This is a genomic window from Lactobacillus gasseri ATCC 33323 = JCM 1131 (genome assembly GCF_000014425.1).
In the GTDB taxonomy this organism is placed as follows: Bacteria; Bacillota; Bacilli; order Lactobacillales; family Lactobacillaceae; genus Lactobacillus; species Lactobacillus gasseri.
The window spans coordinates 513,534-536,721 of record NC_008530.1 but is presented as its reverse complement, the minus strand read 5'-3'; the positions used below and the strand labels follow the sequence as shown (position 1 = coordinate 536,721).

Sequence of the window (23,188 nt, the reverse complement as noted above, 5' to 3'; positions counted from 1 at the left end):
GGAATACTACCTATTTATCTACTCATTTTTTGCCTAAGGCCAAGTAAATACGCCTAGTTCATAACCTACAAACCGCCAAAATCATAAAACTGCTCACACAAATAGGGTTAAGCGTTACACTTGACCCTATTTTTTTAATTATTTATTTACTGTTTGTTTAATTTTCTCAAAGACAAATTGCATAACAGCAACCCAAGTTAAGGCAATTGCAACGGAGCCACAAACATCTGATGGATAGTGAGCATATACATATACTCTAGAAATCATTACGATGACTAACCAAACAATTAAAAGAAAATCAATCCAAAAACGTTTAGTTCTATCCTTTAAAACAACTGGTAAAAGAACCATTATAATCCAAATTACAATCATTCCCATTCCTAAGGTATGGCCACTTGGAAAACTAAAACCGTCATCAACTGCTAAGTGTTGTACTGGACGTGCTCTTTGGATTAAGTGCTTAATTACCCAACCCACAGCATCTCCGGTAATCATCGTTAAAACTAAGTTGGTTGCAAGCGGACGATGTTTTCTAAACCATAGAATTACAGCAATTAAAACCATCCAAACCAAATCAACCTTTGTATCGGCCAAAAAAGTAATTTTTAGCATTAACCCCTTCAAATTAGGCACAATATGAACTAATCCTTCAAAGAAATTATCGAAGGCATTAATCCAACCCAAATGCAAAATAATTGAAATAGCAAGGATTAAACTGATTGGTAATCCCCAATATATTGCTTTTGAATATTTTTTCATTTTTACTCCTATTTCCATTAATGTTTTTTATTATTTTACCACTTAATTTATCATATATGATTTTTACATACGCTTTCATATCATAAATGAACTTTTTAGTGTATAATTATAAAAGAAAAGGAGCTAGTGAGTGCGAGTCACTAACTCCAATCGTAACTTAAGATGACTTTTGAGTTTAGCTAATCCTTGTGATTAGCTTTTTTTATTATTGCGTAAGCTTTTGCGACACTATGGCACATGTACCAAGAGCACCTAAGATAATGCTTACCGCAATAGCGAAAGATATCACTCATCAATCTGACTCTCCAGTCCACCCAATTTTGCATGAGCTTCCACCTCCGTAACTTAAAATGCTTGAGGGGCGTATAGCCATGCTAAAGTTACTAAGTTCTAGCAGAAGCCACCTGCTATACTTGAACCTGGATAATATTTTACTAGAAATTGAATTTTAAATATAGCTCATATATTAAAAGAAAGCAGTTTTGCAAATCCTGTTGATGGGCAGAATATCATAGATATCCATCAACAGGATTCATTATAGAACATACAATTTCTTTTAACCGCATAATAAAAAAGCTAAGCATCCCGCAAAAAATAGCGAGTAGCTTAGCTTTTTTCTATCCAATTTTTAACTAATCAAAAATATCCAATTCTAATCCTTCGACAATATCTCTTAATAGATCAAGGCCAGCAACACTATTGCCAGCCTTATCAAGTGCAGGGCTAAAAATCCCAATTCCATATTTATGTGGAGCAGCTGACATTAAACCACCACCAACCCCACTCTTAGTTGGCACGCCAATTAAACGCGAATAGGTTCCTGATTGATTATAAAGACCCGTTGTCATCATCAACGATTTAACACATCTAGCCTCTTCATCAGAAATAATCCGCTTGTTATCCCATGGCTTCACCCCACCATTTGCCAAAACGGCACCTAAATTAGCCAAAGAATGAGCTGTAACCATCATTGAGCACTGCTTAAAATACGTATCAAGGCTAGTTACCACATCTCCAAGCATCATATTTTTAGATTCCATATAATATGCAAGTGACCGGTCGAGATTACCAGTCCGTCTTTCAGAATGATAAATAATTTGATCTAAATAAAGATTAGGATCATTACAAATATCACGGGCAAATGATAAGATTTCCTCAAATGCTCCTTCTCCGGTCTTACTTACTACCATCGATGTTGTGGCAATAGCGCCGGCGTTAATAAACGGATTCAGTGGATATTTTGCCTTTTCAATCTCCATATTAAGAATTGAATTAAAGGCAAAACCGGTTTGACGAGATCCAACATGCTTAAATACTTCTTGGATCCCCATCTTCTTTATAGCAAGCATCAAGGTAATTACTTTTGAAATACTCTCAATTGCAAATCGCACTTCACTTTGCCCAGCTTCACCAATTTCGCCGTCATCTAAATCATAAAGCGCTACTCCTAATTGCTTAGGGTTAACTTCTGCTAAGGCAGGAATATAACTTGCAACTTTACCTTCTTTTTCCTTAGCTAAATTTTTCTGAACTAATTGCTCTAATTGAATCATAGCTATTTCTTTTCTATGAAAAACACACTCTCACTTTAAGCATAGATGATTCAATTGATTAGGTGAAATATTTGAGATTACAAAATAAAATATCAGCGATAACATGCACCGCTGATATTTTATTTTTTTACCAAAAACCAATTATTTTAGTCCAAAGCAGACCGCCGCCAAGCCATACAATATTCAAAAAGACACCGAAAATTGCGGACAATTTCCACCAATCTGATGATTTTACATATCCTGTAGTTGAAAGAAGTGCAGCTGGTCCAGCTGAATAAGGAGTCGTTGAACAAAAGATCGACCCTGCAAAGCCTAGCATTAATCCCGCCATTAGCTTTGGAACACCAGCTCCAAGTGCAATTGATAGAAAACCTGCTAAAACGGCTGAACTTTGCGTAGTAATAGATGGGAACATATAGTGAATATAGAAGTAAACCAAGAATAGAATTACTAAGACCCAAACCCAGTTAACGCCATGAAGCATTAGACCTAATTCCTTTGAGAACCAAGGGAAAAATCCTAATTTCATTAATTTCTGTGACATAAGCATTACAATTGATAGCCATACAATCAAGCTCCAAGCACCCTTTTGATCCATCATATCTTTAACAGTAATGACACCTGAAATTAACAAAATTGAAACTGCGATAAAACCAACTAAAGTTGCATCAATTCCAATACTTGATCCTAATAACCATAAAAGTAATGCCAAAACAAATACGCAAGCCATAATCTTTTCAGCAGGCGTCATTTTTCCCATTTCTTCAAGCTTTTTACTTGCCCATGCATTAGCATTAGGTGTTTCTTTAACTTCTGGTGGATAAATTTTATATAAAATAAATGGTACTAAAATTAGAGAAATTAGACCTGGAACAATTGCTGCTAAAAACCATTGCATCCATGAGACAGTAATTCCTTGCGTTTTTGCAATACCTAAAGCAACCATATTTCCAGCTAGTCCAGTTAAAAACATAGTTGAAGTTACAATATTTACCTCGTACTCGTTAAAAATCAAATACGATCCTAACTTTCTTTGTGTACCTTCTTTTGGATCTGACCCCATTTGTCTAGATAAGGCGTCAATAATTGGATACATAATACCATTAACACGTGCAATATTGCTTGGAATGGCAATCGCCATTAAGGTTTCAACCGTTGAAAGTGAATAAGCTAAGCCAATTGTTCTTTTTCCAAAAGACCTAATAAATAGATAAGCAACACGTTTACCCAATCCTGATCTAATAAATCCAGCAGACATGAACAAGCACATTGCAATTAACCAAACAGTCGTATTCCCAAAAGATGCAGATACTTCTTTAATATTAAAAATATGAAGTAGCGTACCAATTGTAACAGCAACCAAAGTAGAACCAACCATCGGTAATGGTTTAGTAATACATGCCACGATTGTGGCAATAAATAAGGCAAATAAATGCCATGCAATTGGTGTTATTGCAGCCGGTCTAAAAGGTGTAATGATCCACAATACACATCCAATAATTACTGGAAGTATAAATCCCTTCCAATTTACTTTTGCTAACATTTGTATATCTTCTCCCCTAACCAAAGCTATTTGCTTTTACGAGCATTCTCTATTGCTTGTTTAACAGCATCTTTAAATGCTCTACTAGTTGTACTTGCACCAGAAACTGAGTCCACGTCAGCAGAATTATGGTCGAGCATTTCTTGGGTCAATTTTGGTATTGCCTGACCACCCAAATCGCCAGATTCTTTTTCTTGAAGCGTTTCGATATTCTTTAAGTTTTGATTTTCATCTAAAGTTACACGAACAACAATTGGAAGATCATTAATCCCTTGATCGCTTGACCCAATTCCTTGATTTTTACCAGCTTCAAAATGCATCTTAACTTGATGTGCATCACTCTTTAAATCTTCATGAACTTGACTTGCGCTAGTAACAGCATCTGGAAGAGTCATGTTATTCTTTATTTTTGCTGCATTAGTTCCAGCAATCTTTCCTGAAATTAATAAATCAGCAATTGAATTGGCCCCTAAATACTTAGTGGCAAAAATGTCTCCTAATTCTCCGGCTTCATATAAATTAGGAATTGCCTTTCCATCAAGTCCAATTACTTCACATTTAGAATTTCTCTGTGCACCACCATGTGTATGCAAAATATTATGACGAACAGGAATTGCATAGTATGGACCTTCTTTTAAAGATCTCATTGTTTCAATTTTTCTGTTCAAAAACATATCTCGTTTTTTCACATCAGTTAAGAAATTAAAGTCTTCAACTGCCTGCTTTAAATATGGCGCATCAATTTTTTTAGATAATTTTTCAATTGAATCAGCTTTAATTGCATATGAAATCAATTCTTTAATTTGATCTGCCTTAGCTGACTGATCGTTAGAAAGCTGCTCATATTGAGCTTGATCCATAATGATATGTGGATGATTTTGATTAGGAATCATAACCCAATTTCCATGATTGTACTTGTAGCCATGACGATCTTCTTCATCTTCTCTAAAGTAACGAGTTCCATCATCACCTGCTACAAAAATTGACCCATTAAATAGGCTCTTCCAATTAATCATGTAAGCAAATTTTTCTCGTGGTTCATTTTGTCTAAGCGATAAGCCGTGTGAATCGTAGTTAGACATATGCCATAATCGCGCACCTGCTTCAACAGCAAGATCAATCCCCTTACCACGGTTATACAAAGTACCAATTGGCGCAAGCGAACCTTGACCTAAAAAGTCTTGAACCATACTTTGATTATTTTCAAAACCGCCTAGACTTAAAACAACTCCTCTTTTAGCAGCAACATTTACTTCTCTATTATTTCGCTTAATAACAGCACCAATTACAGCGTTAGTATCTGGATCTTGAATCAAGTGCTCAGCTGGCGATTCAAACCAAATATCAATTTTGTCTAGTCGATCAAAAACTTGCTTACGAAGTAATTTCCAAAATCCGCCATTGTACATCCCTTTAGTCATACTTTGAGACTGCATAGAAGCAGCATCTTTATATTCTGGATATTCGCCATTTGGTCTTCTACCTGTTGGTTGAGCTTCAATTCCAAAATACTTTTTTGAATACTCCTTCATTTGCATTACATTTTTGATAAAGGTATCTAATGCTTCTTCATCATACTCAAATGGATAATAAGTCTGCTTATAGTATTCTTTCAGTTGATCAAAATTTGATCCCCAAGCAAACGCGCCACCAGCATATCTAGTATTACCGCCTTCGCTTCCTTCAGGAGCAGCATCAATCAAAAGAACTTTTGCATTATTATCAGCAGCAAAACGCGCTGCACCTGCTCCGGCGCCACCAAAGCCAATTACAATTACATCATATGTGGCATCCCAAGATACTTTCGTCTTATACACCATATGCTCTTCTCCTCACAAACTTGTTTCATCCTTTACACATAGCAATTTATATCTCTTTATAAACTTTTTCTAGTGGGTAATTGTGAATAAAATTGTGCTATTCAACTCTGTAAAACTGCATATATCATAGATTCCTTGTAATTGTGAAAAATGTAACTTATAATTAAAAAAGATTAGTTCATAAAAAATATTTATAAAAGAGATAAGAATATGAATGACAAGGATTTACTATATTTTTGCAAATTAGTTGAAACACAGAACTATACCCTAACTGCTAATTCATTTAACGTTACACAACCGACAATTTCGATGGCGATCAAGCGACTTCAAAATAGATTTGATGATCCCCTGATTTTTCAAAAGAATCGCAAAAGTAAAATTACACTCTCACCCGCAGGTGAATTACTTTATCAAAAAGCAAAATATCTTTTAAAAGAAATGGCAAGTATCGATTACGACGTTAAACACGCCAATATTAAAAAAATTAGAGTAGCCTTTTCTGGAATTGCTGGTAGTATTTATATTCCTGAAATTATAGAAAAATTTTATAAAGAAGACATTGTTAACCTGTTAGATGCTCGCTTAGAAAGAAGTGCGACTGCATTTAAAGATTTAAACAATGGCGATGTAGACGTTGCTATCTATTCTTGGATGGTGCCAATCAATGATCCTGCCTATTTTATCCGTAATTTAGATAGAACAGAGTTAGTTATCATTACTGGTAAAGATGATCCTTGGAAAAATAAAAAAGTTATTGATGCCCAAGAATTAAGAAACCGCAAGTTTGTGGCCAGACAAAAGGGTTACTTAACTAGAGAATGTTTGGAAGAAGAGGCAAAGCTCGGCGATTTTACTCCAAACATTTTATACACGGCTCGAACAATGAAACTAATGATCGATTTAGTTAAAAGAAATGTTGGTATTGCTCTAGCAATGGAGAATTCCGTTAAGGATGAAAAAGATCTCCACATAATTCGTCTACGTTCAGGACAAAAACTCTGGGCATACATGCAAATTGCAATGAGAAAAAGTTTTATTCCCAATAAATATCAAAGACAAGGAATTGATATTCTTCGAAGGTTCCATCTAAATTAAACAAAACCAGCTAAGCACTGAATGCTTGGCTGGTTTTCTAATATCCCCAATAATAAGCTGAATCAGGATCTTCAGTCTGTTTTAAATATTCATCAAAATATGGAAGTGTATATTGTACTAATCCATACCCAGCTGGAATTATCAACTTACGCTCAATAGCTCTTCTTCGATATTGTGCTACAAAAACTTTATCTTTTCCTAAGATCTTGACTACATCCTGAAGTCGCTTATTTCCCCTAACTGCTAATAAATATTTGCGATCCCATTCAGATAAATCAATAAATATTTTCTGATATGCATTATCAAATAGTTGCAATTGAAATGGGATTGAAACTTTATCAAGATCTGCACTTTCAGGAATTTTTCCGTTTAGTTGATCAAACAATAAAAACCCCAATAACTGAAAGGCGAAAGCATATCCCCCTGTCATTTTTGCCATTCGACTTGCAACACTTAAAGAACAATTAAATACAGATGTATATGCAGCAATTATATCCGCATTTTTTAGCGGTAATGTGTGAATTTTTTCTGATCTCAGCAAAAATGTTAATTTACTTTGAGTTTGGATATCTAAAATCAAATCTGGAAGACCCGTCATTAAAACAAAAATCGGTAAATTATCTCCCTTTAATTCATTAAAGACTTGTGCAAATTCTCTTACTGCTTCGGTATTAGTAATTTCATCAATTGTAACAACAACGTATTTATTTTGTTTCTTTACTTTTTCCAGTATTTTCTCTAAAACAATATCATATTCTGTTTCAGAACTGTTTAAATCAATATTAATTCCTTTTACAGTAATTGAATTAACATTATTTAGAGCTTTTTGAAAAGCAGATTCAGTCTTGATAGCCAATTTCTTTGTTAAACTTGCGACCAGATTATCTTTATTAATAAGGTTAATCCGATAACAATTATCATCTTGATCCAATTTTTGAGCTACTGCGTTTAGAAAAACAGTTTTCCCTGAACCTCTAACGCCAGTAATAAAAAACGAACGAGCAAAATCACTAGTTTTAATTTTAGAAATTAAATCATTAATTCTAGTATCTGTATCAAGAAATATTTTAGGAACATCACCAAATGTGGGATTAAAAGGATTATTCACTTTCATGTCTCCTTTCATTTTTAAACTCTTTTAAACTTTATATTTTATTTTAAACTCTTTTAAACTTCATATCTACTTTTAAACTCTTTTAAACTTTTCCATCAAAAAAAACTAAGTACTTTCATTCAGTACTTAGCTTTAAATGATTTTTTAATCAACAGGAGGAATTTCTCGAGTTTCAGCTAGTTTCTTATACCAATATGCGCTCTTCTTAGCGTAACGCTTCTGCGTCTTGAAGTCGACATAGAATAAACCATAACGCTTTGAATAACCATTCGTCCAAGAGAACATATCTTGCAGTGACCATACAAAGTAACCATTAACTGGAATACCAGCTTCAATTGCCTTAGCTACTTCTTCCATATGTTGCTTTAGATAATCAATTCTTGGTGTATCATCGATGATCTTATCTTCGCCTTCAAACTTATCCTTATAACCCATTCCGTTTTCGGTAATATAGATTGAATGAACTAGAGGATAATCATCGTAAACACGCTTCAATTGATCATACATCCCTTGTGGATAAATGATCCAATCCCAATCAGTTGCTGGCAAGTCCTTGGGGTGAATTTCTTCACCCACGCCTTTCATACGGTTGACATCAGTTCCCTTTTCACCAGTACCGTTATGAATGATTTCGGTGTCGCCATGATATTCTTTCATAAACTTCGAGAAGTAATAGTTAACTCCAACAAAGTCTAATTGTTTTGCAGCTTTAAGAAGTACTTTTTCGTCTTCCGGCTTGATGTCAATCATTTGTTGACCATTAGCATCAATGATTTCTTTTACTAAAGCAAGAGTATGCTTTGAATACTTACCTGCTAATGTTCCATCAAGATAAAACTTATTTTCTAATACATCTTTCAATTCAGCGGCATGCTTATCGCCTTCACTGTCAGTTGCTGGATAAACAGTTTGAAGAGCATGAACAATACCAATTTGGCCAGTATAGCCTGCTTCTTTATAAGCATTAACAATCCGGGCATGAACTAGATTTTGGTTATATTCAGCTTTAAAACACTTATCAAATTGATCCTTGTACGCAGGAGGGAATGTTCCACCAACATATTGTTGACCAGCCATTGATGTTGGTTCATTAATCGTAATCCAGTATCTAACTTCACCAGCATACTCCTTAAAGCAGAATTTAGCATATTCAACAAAAGCGTCTAACATTTCTTGTGAAAGCCAGCCGCCCTTGTCTTGCAAGGCTTGTGGCGTATCAAAGTGATGAAGCGTTACAAAGGGTTCTACGCCTTCTTCATGACATTTCTTAAATAACTTGTGGTAATATTCAACACCTCTTGGCTCAATTCTCCCTTCACCTTCTGGAAAAATTCTTGCCCAGTCAATTGAAACTCTAATTGCATTAATATGGAATTCTTTACATAATTCTAAATCTTCTGGATAACGGTGGTAGAAATCACAAGCTGGATCTGGATTAATTGTTCCTTGCTCACGCAAGTACTTATCCCAGATTACTTCACCTTTACCATCTTCTTTTGTTGCGCCTTCACATTGGTAAGCAGCAGTTGCCCCGCCAAAGTAAAATCCTTTTGGAAATTTAAATTCTTTCATTAATTTTTACCTCAATTACTTATCTTCATTCTTGCCTTCAAGGCTATCAACAACAAACTTAAATGCTAAATCAGGTTTTTGAGTTAATTCAATGTACTGACGTCCAGTAGTAGTGACTAATTTAGAACCATCATGATCAGCAATTTCTTTCAAGTTATCCTTCATACTATCCATCTGTGGAGCCAAAATAATCAAGTCCATGTCATGAATAATATCCATGTGTTGACCATAAGCACGAGCAGCTGCGTGAAGTGGTAAGTTACGTTCTTTAGCCATCTTGTTTAAAGCCTTAGCTAAGATACCTGAAGTACCACCACCGGCACAGATAACCATTACGTTAGTATCTTTAGTAATACCTTCCTTAGCTTCTTTGTCAGTAGCTGCAAGACTAGCAGTTGAATCATCAGTAGCAGTAGCTACACCAGCAGCTTTTTCTGCAGCAAGCTTAGCTTGTTCTTGCTTGTACAAATCGTTGTCGTAAAACTTAAAGAATGGAATCCAAATTAAAGTATCAACAACTAAAGTTAAAATTACATAAACAAATGATAAACCAGCAAAACCAGAAGATACGATAATACCAATTGGAGCTGGAACAGTCCAAGGTAATGTGTTGTATAAAGCGTTCATGTGAAGAACTTGAACAAAGAATTTATAAGCACAAACATTGAACATTGGTGTTACCAAAAATGGAATGAAGAATACTGGGTTCATGATAATTGGAGCACCAAACAAAATAGGTTCGTTAACTGAGAAACATCCAGGAATAACAGCGGCTTTACCAGCGGCTTTGTTTTGAGCTGATTTAGCTAAAAGTAAGAAGATGAATGGAACTACGAAAGTTGATCCAGTACCACCCATGTTCATAACGTAGTCTTGACAGTTAATAGTTAAAGCATGACTTGCTTGCATTCCAGCATGAACTAATTGTTGGTTCAAACCAACATTAGTGGTTTCAATTGCGGCTACGGCTGGAGCAACAATTGAAGGACCTTGCACACCAACAAACCAGAAGAATGCCATCGCACCAGCAACTAATGCTAAACCACCGTAAGTATCACTTGCGTGGAATAATGGTGAAAGAACCTTTACTACACATTCTGATAAGTTTGCACCAAAGAGTTGGTTTAAAATAATTTGAACTATCCAGAACAATGCAACTGAGAAAGTCGTTGGGAAAATGTCTTTAAATGTTTGAGCAATGTTCTGTGGTACAACATCAGGCATTTTAATAGTTACATTGTTCTTAACACATGCATAGTAAATGTTAGGTACGATTAAACCAACAATATATGAAGCGATTAATCCTTGCGTACCTAAGTAAGTTAAATCTAATCCATTTTTACCAACTTTAATAGCAATAATAATGAATGAAATTTCAGCAGCTAAGATAACGTTCATTGGATTAATCTGGTTTGTCTTAGGAAGCTTTAAGTTCTTATAATCAGTTAAATTCTTCGCACAAGTTGCAGTTACATATAAAGCAAGCAAACCCATTGAATAGCTATAAGGCAAAACCAATGCGTTTTCTACTGCCTTCGGCCAATAAAATCCCCATGCGTTTGGTACATATGCAATCAGCGTAAACAAACTTGAAAACAAAATAATTGGCATGGCAGCAATAAAGCCGTCACGAACTGCTGAAACATATGGATTAGCCGCTATTTTTTCGAATTTTGGCTTCATTTTATCCATTGCTTTGGTAAAACCATTCATCTTTTCTTCCTCCTCATCCTAAGTTTAAAAATCATTTATTTTTAAACTACTTATTCAATACTATTTCCTTCGAGCTTATTTACTCGTTCATAAAGGTTAATAATTGTCTTCATCTGATCCTTTAAAAGCATTGTGGTCATCAATGTATCTTGTCCATGGACCATAATGAAGGTTACATCCATATCATCTCCTCCAGCTTCTTTACTCAAGAGCTTAGTCTGTTCATTATGAGCTAAGTTAATTGATTCTTCTGCTTTCTTAACAAGTTCCTTTGCTTCAGTGATTTTCCCTTCACTTGCCTTATCCATTGCCTGCATCAAGTAAGTTCTTGCATCTCCTGAATAAGCGACAATTGAAAAACCAGTCATTGAAATTTCTTCTTTAGTAATTTGCTTTTCTGCATCCATTTTTTAATCTCCTTAAATTAATCTTTGAATATGAATTGTTAAATATGTTTGTTCACTTAATGACAATTCTATTTGCAATTTTTCTTGCATTAATTCTTTAATTCTTTGAACTATTTCCCAGGCTCTTGAATAACTGGCTTCTATTTCTCCAATCATTCCTTTAGAAACTGATAAACTGTCTGGCTCATGATTATTAAGCCGATTAATAAAATACTTCAAATGAACTAACAATCTGTCATAATCGTTGGCATTTTTTGGCGTTCGATATATTCCATTTCTTTCAAGCTCATTCTGAACAACTTCTATGATTTCATCATTTTCCCTCTGACTCTTCTCTTCCTCAACACTTCCACTAGTATGAGCATTGATAAAGTGAAGAGCGATACTCTTGTGTTCTGACTCTGGAAAAGAAATATCTAAACTACTTTTAAATCCTTTAATTACGTCGTCCGCAATTTGGTAAGCAACTGGATAATTATCACTTAAGTCTGGTAAATAATTAACATCATCTTCGCCATTTATTAAGCGTTGATATGCGCCAAACAAGTGTGTTGTTAAAGTTACGTAGATATACGGCTCAGCAGCAAAATGATATTTTGCTTGAACTTGATCAATTAAGTCATAACTTGTAGTGACAAAATCTAGCGGTACGTTTGATAACAGAGTTGTTAAATCATTAACGGTATTTTTATCTCTTATTTCAAATACCTTGTCGACATTTTCTTCTTGAATTAAATCTCCTTTTTGCTTATGAAAAGCAACACCCCTTCCCATAACAATGTTTTGTTTATTATTCCTGGTATGAACAATAGCAACATTATTGTTTAATATTTGGACTATTCGGTATTCCATCTTTCACCCCTCCAGGAAAAATAAAAAACCACGAATTTTAATACGAGATTACAGTTAGTCATCTGTATTAAAAATTCGCGGTTTTGCCTAATCGTATTAGTTACAATCCACATTTATTTTTGCTTACACATGTATGTTAGCATTTATTCTTTTAAATGTAAACGCTTTTATTAGAACATTTTTATTTTATTATTTATTCTTCCTAAATAAAAAGAGATTGGTTTCATTTCCAATCTCTTTTTGCGTGCGGTTTTTTCTAAAAATATAAATCTTAACTTTTTTAATAACTTATTCTAAACTGTTTTAATTCTTATTCTTTGCGTCTAAAGGTCTGCCCTTCCAGTCATAATATTTACGGCTGAGACGATTCTTTTTATTATCGAATACAACCAAGCGATAAAGGGCATAAATAGTACCAATCATTGCAAAGCCTTCAATAAAAATATTTTTAAAGAAAAGTTGTGGAATATTAATCGCAATTACAAATATTGTCCAATATAATACTCGCTTACGTCGTGCTTCTTCTTCGCGGCTAACTTTCTTTGTCTTCATAAAAATCATCTCTACCGTTTCTAAATAATATTTTAACTATGCTTCCTTAGCAGCTGCTGCATATTTAGCATTACGCTTCTTCATTTCTCTTGAGTACCACCAGAAGATTAAAATGTAAGCAGCAATAGCTAAGATTGCATAAACAATGAACATTCCTTGATGCTTCCAAGCGTTACCTACTAAGTAACCTAAGAATTTTTCAATAGGACCTTCCATAGTAGTATCTGATACTAAAGTGTGAGCTGGAATATTAGCACCAACTTGGTGTGCTACTTGAGTTACGAATGGAGCAACTAAAGTACCTGCCCAAAGGAAGATTGGTAATTCAATCGTACCAATGATAATCATTCTGATAATCTTACCACGAGTTACAACTAACAAGGCTGGAGTAACACCCATGGCAATAATACCACCTAAAGGCATTAATCTGTTACCTGGAATAACCATAGCTTCAACCATCATAATTGGAGCTAAAACATTAGCAGCTGCCCAAATTTCAGCACGTCCAGCGATGAATGGCCAGTCAAGACCAACATTGAATGTACGTCCCTTGAATTTTGAAGTAGCAAAGTTTGAAATACCTTGTGATAATGGTTCAACAGAAGCAATGAACCAAGAACCAATAACTGAGAACAACTCAATACATGCACCGGCTGTGAAGGAAAGAGTAAACATTGTCTTCCAACCTTGTTCAGTTGTAAAGTTGTAGCCAGCAAGTAATGAAACAAAGATACCTAAGTAAACACCAATTGCGAAACGACTGCCCCAGAAACCAATCTTTTCATTTAATTTAGCTGAGTCAAAGTCGTATTTATCAAGCCATGGTAAGCACTTATCAAAGAACTTATTGAAGACCATGATTACTGGGTTCATCATGTAGTTCATGTGAGTAGTAGTCATAGGGTTGCTTGATGGAGCATCTAGCAAGTCGTCAAAAGTTGGCTTCATTAAGTCTGAGTTGACGATCTTCAAATAACCAATAAGTAAAATTAATAAAGTTGCTAACCAAAGTGGTGCTCCGCAGAAGACTGCAAACAAACCAACAAAGGCTGAGTGCCAAACATCAAAGATATCAACATCTAGTGTGTTAGTTCTCTTGAAGATTAACATTAAAACATTCAAGATAATTAAAACTAACAAGAAGTACAAGGTATATGGAGAACCCCAAGTAATAGTAGCAAGTGGTGCCCATCCCATATCCATAATATCTTTATGCATACCAGTATTCTTAACGAATTGATTCATCGCTGGTGCAAAACTGGTAGTCAATAAATTCATAATGTCGCCGATCGCTGTTAAGGCAATGGCTAATTTCATACCACCTTCAAGAGCCTTACTAAATTTGACTCTGAAACATAGAGCAATAATAGTAAGAACAACCAACATGATTGTTGGTGCCCCCATATCAATTAAAGGCTTAAAGATAGCATTCGCAAAATCAATTATCGCGTTCATTTTCTATTCCCCCAGGAATAACTGCTATTCGTTTTCTACCTTTTTAACTACTTCTTCAACCTTGTCATAAACAGGTTGAGCCATTGCTGGAATTCTGTAAAGAATTGGACCTGCTTCAATTAAAGGAATCTTAGGTTGAAATGCTAAATCAGTCTTAGCAATGGTTAAATATGCATCGTAGTGATTAAGCATATCTTCGTTTACATCCTTAATCATCACAGCATCAACATGAACGTTGTGTCCACGTTTCTTCATTTCTTCTTCAACAGCATCCTTAATTTGGTGAGAAGAGTTAACCCCTGCACCACATGCAGCTAATAACTTAACTTCCTTTGCCATAATAAATACCTCCCAAAATATCTTCCTATTCTTGCTTAAAATTCTCACTCATAAAATCAAATATTTCTTTGGATGAAGTGAGATTAAACAGCCTAATTAAATCTTTAACTGGCGTTGTGGATAAGAACCCCATAATCTGTGCTAGGACATTTGCTTGTCCTTCCGGATCATTGTTTAAAATCATAAATAAGAATTTAACTTCTAAACTTTCATCCGGAGCAATCATATTTTGAAACTTAATTGGATGTTTCAAAGCAATTGGAACAATCAGACGAGCATTTACAAATTCGCCTTCTGTATGAGGAATTGCGACATTTGGCAACTCTTTTGAAATTGGCGAAGTGTCAATTCCAGTTGGATAATGCTCTTCTCTTTCAATAATATGTGAAAGGAAATTTCCTTTTACATAGCCAGCCTTTAATAATTTGCCATAGACCTCTTTTAGGACTTCTTCCTTACTTGTCTTGTCGCTGGTAAAAACTGCGTCAGGAGCAAATAAACTAGTTGCCACTGTCATATGAACCACCTTTCCAGTATGTGTAAATGAGCTTTTACTTTTGTTTTTATATGTTAGATATTGTTCATTTACTACACCATTATCATATAATATTGTTCGTTAAATTACAAGCGCTTTCAAAAATAATTTTAAACTAATTTTAGCATAAAAAAATGGAGCATATAACTATATGCTCCATAAGTTTCTATTAATAAAAGTTGAGGGAAATTTATAAATATTGTAGTTTATTATTTATTCATCAAGGGGAGTTGTTTTGATTACATCCCCGCTTAAGCCAACTTGATAGCCTTGTTCAATCTTATCTTTACGAGAAGGGTGAACGACTTGGAACTTTCCACATTTAACTACACGTGGATTCAGACTCTTAACGCCTTCAGGCAAAACAGCGTTAGTACCATGAATTACAGCCACAATTACCTTGTAGCCCTTCTTAGTTATCTGAATTGGAGCATAGTGGAGAGTATCATTGTAGAGCTCTACAATAGTGCCTTTTGGCATGTAAAACATTCTAGCTTCAGTATTTGGATCAACAAAATGTTTCTCTTCCAAAGTCTCACGCTTACCAAGCACCATTAAGACATCATCAAGCATAATGTTTACTTCTGAACATTGGTGATATTCAAATGCAGTAAATGTATCTGAGTGTCCCAATGTAACACCAGCATCAATTGGAATTTCACCAAAAATATCGCGTTTTACAGCTAACATTGTATAAGTATCAGCTAGTTCAGGAATATTAGCGATATATTTCATGCCAGTTTCAGGAATTGGAACTTTCTCCATTACCTTATAAACATCATCTAAATTAAAGTCATTAGTGTAGAGTACACCGTATTCTTTAAAAGATGGATCATCCAAAGTTAAAATCTTGTATTGGGGATTTGCTTTTCTAAATTCTTCTAATTTACTCATCTTATTACCCCATTCTAACTAATCGTGATATACACCTTCAGCCCACTTCTTATTTTCTTCGTCAAAGAAGTGTTCATTGTCCTTTTGGTCAGGATTTGGTTTAGCAATACTATCGATCTTTTCAATTAACTTCTTGTTTTCTTCAGTTGGTTGATACTTTTCATTCAAAAATGCATCAGCAATGTAGAAAATGAAGTCTCTTCCTAAAACAATACCACCCATACCTAAGACGTTAGCGTTTAATTCACGTTTAGCGTACTTAGCTTGAGCAACATCGCCAACCATTGCGGCGCGAATGCCTTCATTCTTATCAGCAGCAGTTGAAATACCAATACCAGTACCACACATTACAATACCAACATCAGCTCTACCATCAGCAACAGCTTCAGCAACACGCTTACCATACATTGGGTAGTGAGTTCTAGTGTTGTCATAAGTACCAAAGTCTAATACTTGGTATCCTTCCTCTTTCAAATGGTCAGATAATGCCATTTTAATTGGCGTAACAATGTGGTCATTACCTAATGCAACAACAGTATGTTTATCAATCTTGGGGTCTACAAATTCTGGTTGTGGTCTATCATTATCAAACATTTTCAAGCCTCCTCTAAATCATTTTTTCAAGCATGTCTAAACGAACTTGGTGACGTCCGCCCGCATATTCAGTATGCAAGTAGTAATCAATGATTGATTCGGCAAGCTTTTCACCAACAATGCCACTACCAATTGCTAAGGCTTTAGCCCCGTTGTGCATAGCAGTCATGTGTCCAGTTCTTTCTTCGTTGACATCAGCAGTTACCATGCCTTTAACTTTGTTTGATGCCATTGCTGAACCAACACCATATTCATCAAACATAATGGCCTTTTTAATACCATGGTCTAAGACTTCATGCGTAACTTTTAAGCTAGATTCTACAAAATCTTCTGCTGGTTCTGGCGTTACGTCTAAGACTTCATAGCCGCCATCTTCTAGATACTTCTTAACTTTTTCTTTTAATTCAAAACCTTTTTTGTCACTACCAATAACAACTTTCATGTTGTTCTCCTTTCGCTATTCACTACCCTGATATAAAGTCGTGATTTGGCTGTAATGCTTTACGATATCCGGATCAAGACCAGGACTTGTAATCAAACCGTCAACATCATATAAGTGGTAAAACTCATAAAAGTCATTGCGATTAATCTTATGATAATCAGCCACAACATACTTTTTACGTGAGCGATTCAACCCCAAGCCTTGCGTCTGTCCTTCTTCTAAGTTAGCAGTCATCATTGAGGTGTCCTTAATTCCGTTTACGCCAACAAAGCCACGATCAAAAGATATCCCTCTTAACTGATTATTTGCTAGTGCCCCAATGAAAGCTCCACTAACTCGACGATATGCTCCACCAATTAAAATTAGTTCATAATTATTTGGATTCTTTTTAGCTGTTTCAAAAACAGGCAAAGAATTAGTAACAATCCGTAATTTTCTTTGATTTAGCTTAGCAACCATAAACTCTAGGGTTGTTCCTGGTCCAACATATATCGTTTCGCCATCTTGAACAATCTTACTTGCAACTTCAGCGGCTGCTTGTTTTTCAGAAATGTTGATTTCTCTTTTTTGCATATAATTCTTTTCAACCGAATCTTGCTGAGAAATCACTTGCGCTCCTCCATGAATTCGCATCACTTTACCAGTTGTGTTCAATTCATTGAGATCCCGTCTAATTGTCATATCTGAAACTTGCAGCTCCCTAGCCAATTCATCAACGGTCACAAACCTTCTATCAGTCACAATTTCTAAAATATTTCTTAATCGTTCTCTTTTTAGCATTGTTCACCTTAATTCTATTTGGCTAACCAACTCATTACATCTTTATTATATATGTTCATTTATGTTTGTCAAAGTTAATTTGTGTTCATTTTCGTCAAAAGTTGCCAAATAGTCCTCCTGAGCCGTATTATAGCAACGATATCGCTTACAAATAAAATATTTAAATTTTTTATGAACTTTCAAACTCACAAGTTAGAACAGTTCAAATTTCACGCTTGACTTTTTTCCGATAACTTAGTTAAATAAAAAAGAAATATAAGTGATGACCTTTAATTTAGTCCTGTGAGGCTATCAAGGAAGTCTGCGCGTAAACTATTTTTGCATAGTTTTAAACAGAAACGACTATCTTAGAGGTAATTCTTTAGATAGTCGTTTTTTCTTTAGGTCATCCAATTGTCACTTTCAAGGAGGAAAAAATGAAAAAGATGCCTAAAGACACATTTCATAATAATGATGCGATCTTAGACGTTTATGAGAAGCCTGAACTTGGACAAGGCATTTTGCTTTCAATGCAACACTTGTTTGCCATGTTTGGTTCAACCGTCCTAGTTCCAATCTTAGTTGGAATTAACCCAAGTATTGCCCTGTTATCATCTGGTGTTGGTACCCTTGTTCATATGTTACTAACTCATTTCAAGATTCCAGCATACTTAGGTTCAAGTTTTGCCTTCGTTGCTACTATGCAAGCCTTAATGAGACAAGATGGCTATCCTGCAATTGCTCAAGGTGCAATCGCTGCTGGTCTTGTATACGTGGTCGTAGCCTTAGTCATTGCCAAAGTTGGTTCTGATTGGGTTAATAAAGTTTTACCGCCAATCGTAGTTGGGCCAATTATTATCGTAATTGGATTATCGTTAGCAACTACTGCTGCTAATGACGCCATGATGAAAGGCACTAAGTACAATTTGACTTACTTTGGAGTTGCAATTTTTACACTAATTATGACCTTAATTTTCCAAATGTGCTTCAAAGGTTTTACAAGTCTAGTTTCAATTATGCTGGGAATCATTTGTGGCTATGCTTTATCTTGCGTGCTAGGAATTGTCGACTTTTCTGGTGTAGCAAAAGCTGCTTGGTTCTCAATGCCAGCTTTAGATGTACCTGGAATCAGCTACCACTTTAAATGGTATCCTGCAGCTATTTTAACTATGGCTCCAATTGCCTTTGTTACCATGACTGAACACATGGGTCACATTATGGTTCTTAACTCTCTAACTAAGAGGAACTTTTTCAAGAACCCTGGTCTTCATAGAACTATGATGGGTGATGGTCTTTCAACAATTATTGCTGGTTTCATCGGCGGTCCACCTACCACTTCTTATGGTGAAAATATCGGTGTATTGGCAATGACTAAAGTTCACTCAGTTTGGGTATTAGCTGGAGCTGCTGTATTTGCAATTATTTTCAGTTTCGTTGGTAAAGTCGCTGCAGTTATCGAATCAATTCCAATGCCGGTTATTGGTGGTATTTCTTTCTTATTATTCGGAACTATCGCATCTAATGGGCTTAAGATCTTAGTTGATGACAAGATTGATTTTGGTGAAAAACGTAATATGTTAATTGCCTCAGTTATCTTAGTTATCGGTATTGGTGGCGCTTATCTTCAACTTGGTAGTTTCCAATTAACTTCAGTTGCTCTATGTACAATCTTCGGTATGTTAATGAACTGGATTTTGCCTAAAAAGGCAGCTAGTGAAAAAGCATTAGAAGCTGAAAAGAAAGAAAAAGAGCAAAAATACTTTAATTAATTGGATATATGAAAAGAGGCTAGAATCCATGTAATGTGGATTCTAGCCTTTTTAGTAGTTCATTTGAGCTTTGTGCCATTGACAAAACAAATTTTTTAATTTCGACATCTATTCATTTTTTGTGTATCTTATTATATTTTTATTGCTAAAACATTGATAACTTATCTAATAAAGTACGTACTAAATTCATTTCGGTATTCCGTTGGTGTCTTACGCTTCCATTCCCTAAAATTTCTATTCAACACCCGCGCATTTGAAAATCCACTCTCAAACGCCACCAATTCAATCGACTTATTCGTACTTAGCAACAATTCTCTAGCGTGCATCAAACGAACCAACTTTAAATATTTACCCATACTCATATTATTGCTCTGCCTAAGTTGCCGATTTAGAGTTACATGCGAAATATTAAATTTCTTTGTAATATCATTAACCCGAATATCTTCTTGGAAATGATCATTAATATATTTAATTATTTCATCCCCTAAGGGAAGATTAGGACTTTTAGTAACTGGCTCTTTCTTATTAAAATTCTGATCAAGTAAGACAATAATTCTCATCAAATGACTTAAAATCATAAAACGTCGAGCATCAGTCAATCCTTTTCGACACAATTCACCAAGGGAACAACTTCATCCCTCAATTCACGATAAGCGGGCTGATTTTTAGTACTGCTCTTACCTAGTAAGCTCAGATTCCAATTAATACTCGTTGGATACTGACTTAATAAAAAGTCATCGTCAATAATAAAGCCTTCATACTCCCATTCTTCATCTTCACCAGAAGCACTATGAATTTGACGACGATTAACTAGCCAAATATCGCCACTATTGAAATGGTAAGTTTTACCCTCAAGCGCAAAACGCAGATCTTTTCCCTTAATTAAATAGTTAAGCTCGATTCCCTGATGCCAGTGTTCTGGCTCATTTACCTGATTATCATGATAAAAATAAAATGGTAGTCTTTGATTATTTTGAACTTCTTCATGCTCAACCATTGTAATCCCTTTCAAAATAATTACTTCTTGGTTACGAAAATGACACTTAGTTTCTATTTATAAATGGTATCTTAATAATGTAAAAAATACGAGGAGGAAATAAAAATGATTAAATTAATCGCCTTAGATACAGACGGTACACTTTTAAATTCAGAAAATAAAATTCTTCCCTCTACTAAAACTGCAATCAAAAAAGCTTTAGATCAGGGAATCAAGGTCGTACTTTGCTCTGGTCGACCAATCGCAGGTCTTGCACATTTCATGAAAGAACTTGGAATTAAAGGCAGCAATCAATATGCTGTAACTTTAAATGGTGCAATAACTAGAAATGCGGATGGCAAAATAATGACGCAAGACCTTGTCAGCAATAAGCTTTACCGCGAGCTGACTAAATTTGCTAAAGAGCAAAAAGTGCCTTTTAACATTGTTGATCCAGACTCAAGAATTATTACTGCAGATCATGATGTAGATTACTTTGAATTGCTGCAAGCCTGGGAGAATACGGCTCCACTGTTCATTAGAACTCCTGATGAAATGCCTAATGACTTTCAGATTTCGAAAGGTTGTTTTGTTGGCGATAAAGCTCTTCTTGATCAATTTGAACCAATATTAAGAGTAAAGTTTGGTCAAGATTTATATATCGTTCGTGCAGATGACCATTTCTTAGAATGTTTACATCCCAACGTAAATAAAGGGAGTGGTTTAAAAGAATTAGGTAAAAAAATTGGTATTAGTACGGACGAAATGATGGCTTTTGGGGATGAAAGAAATGATATTTCAATGTTCGATATTGTAGGAACCGCTGTGGCCATGGGCAACGGAAGTCAAGAAGCAAAAGATCATGCAGACTTTGTTACTGCATCAAACAATGATAACGGTATTGCCAAGGCTTTAGATAAGTTCGTTTTCTAACAAAAAATCGATCTTTCTAGTTGAAAGATCGATCAATCATTTTACCAATATTGATTAGTTAAGGTCTTAACTTTTTGCTTGGCAATTAAGTAGTAACCAACTGCTGCAATTGACCAGCCCCATACAATATGACCAAAGAATTCAGAAAAGTGTTCTGCAAATGGCATTTGCCAAGGTGCTGGAGTTGTACCGAGAACTGGCATAATAATCAAGTGCCATGCTACCCAAATAATAATTCCATATAAAGCACCTTCCCAAAGTCCAGCCCATGCAGTTTTCTTAAACTGAACCATATAGATCAATAGCCAAGCAAAGAAAATTGAAAAGCTAAAGTGCAAAATTAATGCTACCCAGAAAACTTTTTGATCAGTATTGTAAATCACATAAGTATGAGTAAACTTATAAGAAGCACCCATTTGTTGCAGCATGTGTTGCGGCGGATTAACAACATCGCGAGCCAAGGTTCTAGGTGGTAAGATCTTCTCCCAACCAATCTTAACCATTCCTGAAATCATCCCAGCAATAATACCAAACCAGACGCTCTTTAAAAAGACACGCCAATTATTTGAACTCTTATTCATATTTTTCCCCTCTTTTATGAATTACATAACTAATTATAAAAAATAAGTTCAAATTTTCAATATATACTTGAATATATTATTGCTAATAGACACACAATTAAAGGAGACTATTAAATGACAAAACTAATTGCCGTTGATATGGATGGTACTTTCTTAAGAGACGATAAAAGCTATGATGAAGAAAAATTTGCGAACATCTACCAAGAATTAGAAAAAAGAAATATTATGTTCACAGTTGCTAGTGGTAATCAATATTATCAAATTACTACTTTTTTTAAGAACTTCCCTACTGTAATTTATGTTGCAGAAAATGGCGCCTTAGTTAGAACCCAAGAAAAGATCTTAGCTCTGCATGCTTTCTCTGAAGAAAGCGTTAAAAAGATTGAAGATTTTCTTTTAAAGCAAGCCGAATTGCAATTTTTAGTATCAGGAGTAGAGAGTGCCTACTTTCCGGTTCAATTCACAGACGATTATTACGAAATTTCTAATAAATATTACTATCGCTTAAAGAAAATACACGACTTTAGTGAAATTGATGACAAAATTCTAAAATTTTCTATTTCTTGTCCTGATGAAAAAACAGCTTATTATGTTGATTTTCTAAAAAAGAGTCTTGGCGATTACTGTAATGTAACAAGCAGTGGTCATGGTGATATTGATCTTATCTTACCAGGAATTCATAAGGCACATGGGTTAACAGAATTAGGTAAAGTACTTGATATTCCTCTTTCTGAAATGACTGCTTTCGGTGACGGTGGCAATGACTTAGAAATGATTAAAGAATTTGGTGATGGCGTGGCTATGTCAAATGCAAATCCAGTGCTTTTTAAGGTCGCAGATCATACAACAACATCAAACAATGAACAAGGTGTTCTTACTTACATTGAAAATAATATTCTCTAGTAAAAAGACTTGAAACAATCCCCTCTTT

Annotated in this window: 24 protein-coding genes; 4 read left to right on the top strand and 20 right to left on the bottom strand. The window is 35.0% G+C overall.

From position 1 onward, the window contains the following. Positions 1–138: 138 nt before the first annotated feature. The 4 genes from LGAS_RS02500 to LGAS_RS02485 all read right to left on the bottom strand — a co-directional run bounded on the left by LGAS_RS02500 (position 139) and on the right by LGAS_RS02485 (position 5,675). Entirely contained in the window at positions 139–759 is a 621-nt protein-coding gene (locus LGAS_RS02500; protein ID WP_003651203.1) for a phosphatase PAP2 family protein, read from the bottom strand. 632 nt (positions 760–1,391) lie between these two features. Continuing rightward, a complete protein-coding gene (gene glsA / locus LGAS_RS02495) occupies positions 1,392–2,312 on the bottom strand; it encodes a glutaminase A (RefSeq protein ID WP_003647647.1) in 921 nt (306 codons plus the stop codon). 127 nt (positions 2,313–2,439) lie between these two features. Then, entirely contained in the window at positions 2,440–3,855 is a 1,416-nt protein-coding gene (locus LGAS_RS02490) for a DASS family sodium-coupled anion symporter (protein WP_003647648.1), read from the bottom strand. A gap of 26 nt (positions 3,856–3,881) precedes the next feature. Beyond that, positions 3,882–5,675 (bottom strand): FAD-binding protein, encoded by a 1,794-nt coding sequence (locus LGAS_RS02485; protein WP_003647649.1) that lies wholly within the window; start codon positions 5,673–5,675, stop codon positions 3,882–3,884. A 210-nt stretch (positions 5,676–5,885) separates the two neighbouring features. On the opposite strand from LGAS_RS02485, the gene LGAS_RS02480 reads away from it, so the two are divergent. Beyond that, positions 5,886–6,770, top strand: a complete 885-nt coding sequence (locus tag LGAS_RS02480) for a LysR family transcriptional regulator (protein WP_003647650.1) — start codon at positions 5,886–5,888, stop codon at positions 6,768–6,770. A 37-nt stretch (positions 6,771–6,807) separates the two neighbouring features. On the opposite strand, the gene LGAS_RS02475 is transcribed toward LGAS_RS02480, so the two are convergent. The 13 genes from LGAS_RS02475 to LGAS_RS02415 form a co-directional block, all read right to left on the bottom strand. Then, a complete protein-coding gene (locus LGAS_RS02475) occupies positions 6,808–7,884 on the bottom strand; it encodes an ATP-binding protein (protein WP_225793000.1) in 1,077 nt (358 codons plus the stop codon). Positions 7,885–8,028: 144 nt separating this feature from the next. Next, a complete protein-coding gene (lacG, locus tag LGAS_RS02470; protein WP_003647652.1) occupies positions 8,029–9,456 on the bottom strand; it encodes a 6-phospho-beta-galactosidase in 1,428 nt (475 codons plus the stop codon). 15 nt (positions 9,457–9,471) lie between these two features. Then, the gene (locus LGAS_RS02465; RefSeq protein WP_003653590.1) at positions 9,472–11,169 is read right to left on the bottom strand and encodes a lactose/cellobiose PTS transporter subunit IIB; all 1,698 of its coding nucleotides are present in this window, start codon (positions 11,167–11,169) and stop codon (positions 9,472–9,474) included. Between the two features lie 50 nt (positions 11,170–11,219). Further along, positions 11,220–11,576 carry a PTS lactose/cellobiose transporter subunit IIA gene (locus tag LGAS_RS02460; protein WP_003647654.1) on the bottom strand — a complete coding sequence of 119 codons (357 nt, stop codon included), beginning with the start codon at positions 11,574–11,576 and terminating at the stop codon, positions 11,220–11,222. A gap of 12 nt (positions 11,577–11,588) precedes the next feature. Next, positions 11,589–12,428 (bottom strand): PRD domain-containing protein, encoded by an 840-nt coding sequence (locus LGAS_RS02455; protein ID WP_003647655.1) that lies wholly within the window; start codon positions 12,426–12,428, stop codon positions 11,589–11,591. Positions 12,429–12,731: 303 nt separating this feature from the next. Next, the gene (locus LGAS_RS02450) at positions 12,732–12,989 is read right to left on the bottom strand and encodes a hypothetical protein (RefSeq protein ID WP_003647656.1); all 258 of its coding nucleotides are present in this window, start codon (positions 12,987–12,989) and stop codon (positions 12,732–12,734) included. 27 nt (positions 12,990–13,016) lie between these two features. Then, on the bottom strand, positions 13,017–14,435 hold the full coding sequence (locus LGAS_RS02445; RefSeq protein WP_003647657.1) for a PTS transporter subunit IIC: 1,419 nt from the start codon (positions 14,433–14,435) through the stop codon (positions 13,017–13,019). A 24-nt stretch (positions 14,436–14,459) separates the two neighbouring features. Next, on the bottom strand, positions 14,460–14,774 hold the full coding sequence (locus LGAS_RS02440; RefSeq protein ID WP_003647658.1) for a PTS sugar transporter subunit IIB: 315 nt from the start codon (positions 14,772–14,774) through the stop codon (positions 14,460–14,462). A gap of 25 nt (positions 14,775–14,799) precedes the next feature. Continuing rightward, complete coding sequence (locus LGAS_RS02435; protein ID WP_003647659.1) at positions 14,800–15,291, bottom strand: PTS sugar transporter subunit IIA; 492 nt, start codon at positions 15,289–15,291, stop codon at positions 14,800–14,802. Positions 15,292–15,522: 231 nt separating this feature from the next. Further along, positions 15,523–16,203: a DUF4867 family protein gene (locus LGAS_RS02430; RefSeq protein ID WP_003647660.1), complete on the bottom strand. Its 681-nt coding sequence runs from the start codon at positions 16,201–16,203 to the stop codon at positions 15,523–15,525. An 18-nt stretch (positions 16,204–16,221) separates the two neighbouring features. Then, positions 16,222–16,797, bottom strand: a complete 576-nt coding sequence (gene lacB, locus LGAS_RS02425; RefSeq protein ID WP_003647661.1) for a galactose-6-phosphate isomerase subunit LacB — start codon at positions 16,795–16,797, stop codon at positions 16,222–16,224. A 13-nt stretch (positions 16,798–16,810) separates the two neighbouring features. Further along, positions 16,811–17,239 (bottom strand): galactose-6-phosphate isomerase subunit LacA, encoded by a 429-nt coding sequence (gene lacA / locus LGAS_RS02420; protein WP_003647662.1) that lies wholly within the window; start codon positions 17,237–17,239, stop codon positions 16,811–16,813. A gap of 15 nt (positions 17,240–17,254) precedes the next feature. Further along, positions 17,255–18,019 (bottom strand): DeoR/GlpR family DNA-binding transcription regulator, encoded by a 765-nt coding sequence (locus tag LGAS_RS02415; RefSeq protein ID WP_003647663.1) that lies wholly within the window; start codon positions 18,017–18,019, stop codon positions 17,255–17,257. Between the two features lie 416 nt (positions 18,020–18,435). Between LGAS_RS02415 and LGAS_RS02410 the strand changes: the two genes are divergently transcribed. Continuing rightward, positions 18,436–19,767, top strand: coding sequence for a solute carrier family 23 protein (locus LGAS_RS02410; RefSeq protein WP_003647664.1), 1,332 nt, complete (start codon positions 18,436–18,438; stop codon positions 19,765–19,767). 161 nt (positions 19,768–19,928) lie between these two features. Here the strand turns inward: LGAS_RS02410 and LGAS_RS09665 are convergent, their stop codons facing one another. Both LGAS_RS09665 and LGAS_RS09660 read right to left on the bottom strand, forming a co-directional pair. Beyond that, on the bottom strand, positions 19,929–20,366 hold the full coding sequence (locus LGAS_RS09665; protein ID WP_065424008.1) for a helix-turn-helix domain-containing protein: 438 nt from the start codon (positions 20,364–20,366) through the stop codon (positions 19,929–19,931). Further along, positions 20,363–20,764, bottom strand: coding sequence for an AraC family ligand binding domain-containing protein (locus LGAS_RS09660; RefSeq protein ID WP_035426549.1), 402 nt, complete (start codon positions 20,762–20,764; stop codon positions 20,363–20,365). The genes LGAS_RS09665 and LGAS_RS09660 overlap by 4 nt, the downstream gene beginning before the upstream one ends. Before the next feature lie 105 nt (positions 20,765–20,869). On the opposite strand from LGAS_RS09660, the gene LGAS_RS02395 reads away from it, so the two are divergent. Continuing rightward, positions 20,870–21,676, top strand: a complete 807-nt coding sequence (locus tag LGAS_RS02395; protein WP_003647665.1) for a Cof-type HAD-IIB family hydrolase — start codon at positions 20,870–20,872, stop codon at positions 21,674–21,676. 41 nt (positions 21,677–21,717) lie between these two features. On the opposite strand, the gene LGAS_RS02390 is transcribed toward LGAS_RS02395, so the two are convergent. Beyond that, positions 21,718–22,257, bottom strand: a complete 540-nt coding sequence (locus LGAS_RS02390; RefSeq protein WP_003647666.1) for a YagU family protein — start codon at positions 22,255–22,257, stop codon at positions 21,718–21,720. 114 nt (positions 22,258–22,371) lie between these two features. On the opposite strand from LGAS_RS02390, the gene LGAS_RS02385 reads away from it, so the two are divergent. Next, complete coding sequence (locus LGAS_RS02385) at positions 22,372–23,160, top strand: Cof-type HAD-IIB family hydrolase (RefSeq protein ID WP_003647667.1); 789 nt, start codon at positions 22,372–22,374, stop codon at positions 23,158–23,160. The last annotated feature ends 28 nt before the right edge of the window (positions 23,161–23,188 follow it).

What these genes read in the sequence shown, in the direction of transcription:
- glsA (WP_003647647.1), bottom strand. Translation starts at nt 2,312, where the DNA reads ATGATTCAATTAGAGCAATTAGTTCAGAAAAATTTAGCTAAGGAAAAA.
- LGAS_RS02435 (WP_003647659.1), bottom strand. Translation starts at nt 15,291, where the DNA reads ATGACAGTGGCAACTAGTTTATTTGCTCCTGACGCAGTTTTTACCAGC.
- LGAS_RS02455 (WP_003647655.1), bottom strand. Translation starts at nt 12,428, where the DNA reads ATGGAATACCGAATAGTCCAAATATTAAACAATAATGTTGCTATTGTT.
- LGAS_RS02440 (WP_003647658.1), bottom strand. Translation starts at nt 14,774, where the DNA reads ATGGCAAAGGAAGTTAAGTTATTAGCTGCATGTGGTGCAGGGGTTAAC.
- LGAS_RS02415 (WP_003647663.1), bottom strand. Translation starts at nt 18,019, where the DNA reads ATGCTAAAAAGAGAACGATTAAGAAATATTTTAGAAATTGTGACTGAT.
- lacB (WP_003647661.1), bottom strand. Translation starts at nt 16,797, where the DNA reads ATGTTTGATAATGATAGACCACAACCAGAATTTGTAGACCCCAAGATT.
- LGAS_RS02385 (WP_003647667.1), top strand. Translation starts at nt 22,372, where the DNA reads ATGACAAAACTAATTGCCGTTGATATGGATGGTACTTTCTTAAGAGAC.
- LGAS_RS02475 (WP_225793000.1), bottom strand. Translation starts at nt 7,884, where the DNA reads ATGAAAGTGAATAATCCTTTTAATCCCACATTTGGTGATGTTCCTAAA.
- LGAS_RS09660 (WP_035426549.1), bottom strand. Translation starts at nt 20,764, where the DNA reads ATGGTTGAGCATGAAGAAGTTCAAAATAATCAAAGACTACCATTTTAT.
- LGAS_RS02410 (WP_003647664.1), top strand. Translation starts at nt 18,436, where the DNA reads ATGAAAAAGATGCCTAAAGACACATTTCATAATAATGATGCGATCTTA.
- lacG (WP_003647652.1), bottom strand. Translation starts at nt 9,456, where the DNA reads ATGAAAGAATTTAAATTTCCAAAAGGATTTTACTTTGGCGGGGCAACT.
- LGAS_RS02430 (WP_003647660.1), bottom strand. Translation starts at nt 16,203, where the DNA reads ATGAGTAAATTAGAAGAATTTAGAAAAGCAAATCCCCAATACAAGATT.
- LGAS_RS02485 (WP_003647649.1), bottom strand. Translation starts at nt 5,675, where the DNA reads ATGGTGTATAAGACGAAAGTATCTTGGGATGCCACATATGATGTAATT.
- LGAS_RS02395 (WP_003647665.1), top strand. Translation starts at nt 20,870, where the DNA reads ATGATTAAATTAATCGCCTTAGATACAGACGGTACACTTTTAAATTCA.
- lacA (WP_003647662.1), bottom strand. Translation starts at nt 17,239, where the DNA reads ATGAAAGTTGTTATTGGTAGTGACAAAAAAGGTTTTGAATTAAAAGAA.
- LGAS_RS02450 (WP_003647656.1), bottom strand. Translation starts at nt 12,989, where the DNA reads ATGATTTTTATGAAGACAAAGAAAGTTAGCCGCGAAGAAGAAGCACGA.
- LGAS_RS02480 (WP_003647650.1), top strand. Translation starts at nt 5,886, where the DNA reads ATGAATGACAAGGATTTACTATATTTTTGCAAATTAGTTGAAACACAG.
- LGAS_RS02490 (WP_003647648.1), bottom strand. Translation starts at nt 3,855, where the DNA reads ATGTTAGCAAAAGTAAATTGGAAGGGATTTATACTTCCAGTAATTATT.
- LGAS_RS02445 (WP_003647657.1), bottom strand. Translation starts at nt 14,435, where the DNA reads ATGAACGCGATAATTGATTTTGCGAATGCTATCTTTAAGCCTTTAATT.
- LGAS_RS02390 (WP_003647666.1), bottom strand. Translation starts at nt 22,257, where the DNA reads ATGAATAAGAGTTCAAATAATTGGCGTGTCTTTTTAAAGAGCGTCTGG.
- LGAS_RS02460 (WP_003647654.1), bottom strand. Translation starts at nt 11,576, where the DNA reads ATGGATGCAGAAAAGCAAATTACTAAAGAAGAAATTTCAATGACTGGT.
- LGAS_RS02500 (WP_003651203.1), bottom strand. Translation starts at nt 759, where the DNA reads ATGAAAAAATATTCAAAAGCAATATATTGGGGATTACCAATCAGTTTA.
- LGAS_RS02465 (WP_003653590.1), bottom strand. Translation starts at nt 11,169, where the DNA reads ATGAATGGTTTTACCAAAGCAATGGATAAAATGAAGCCAAAATTCGAA.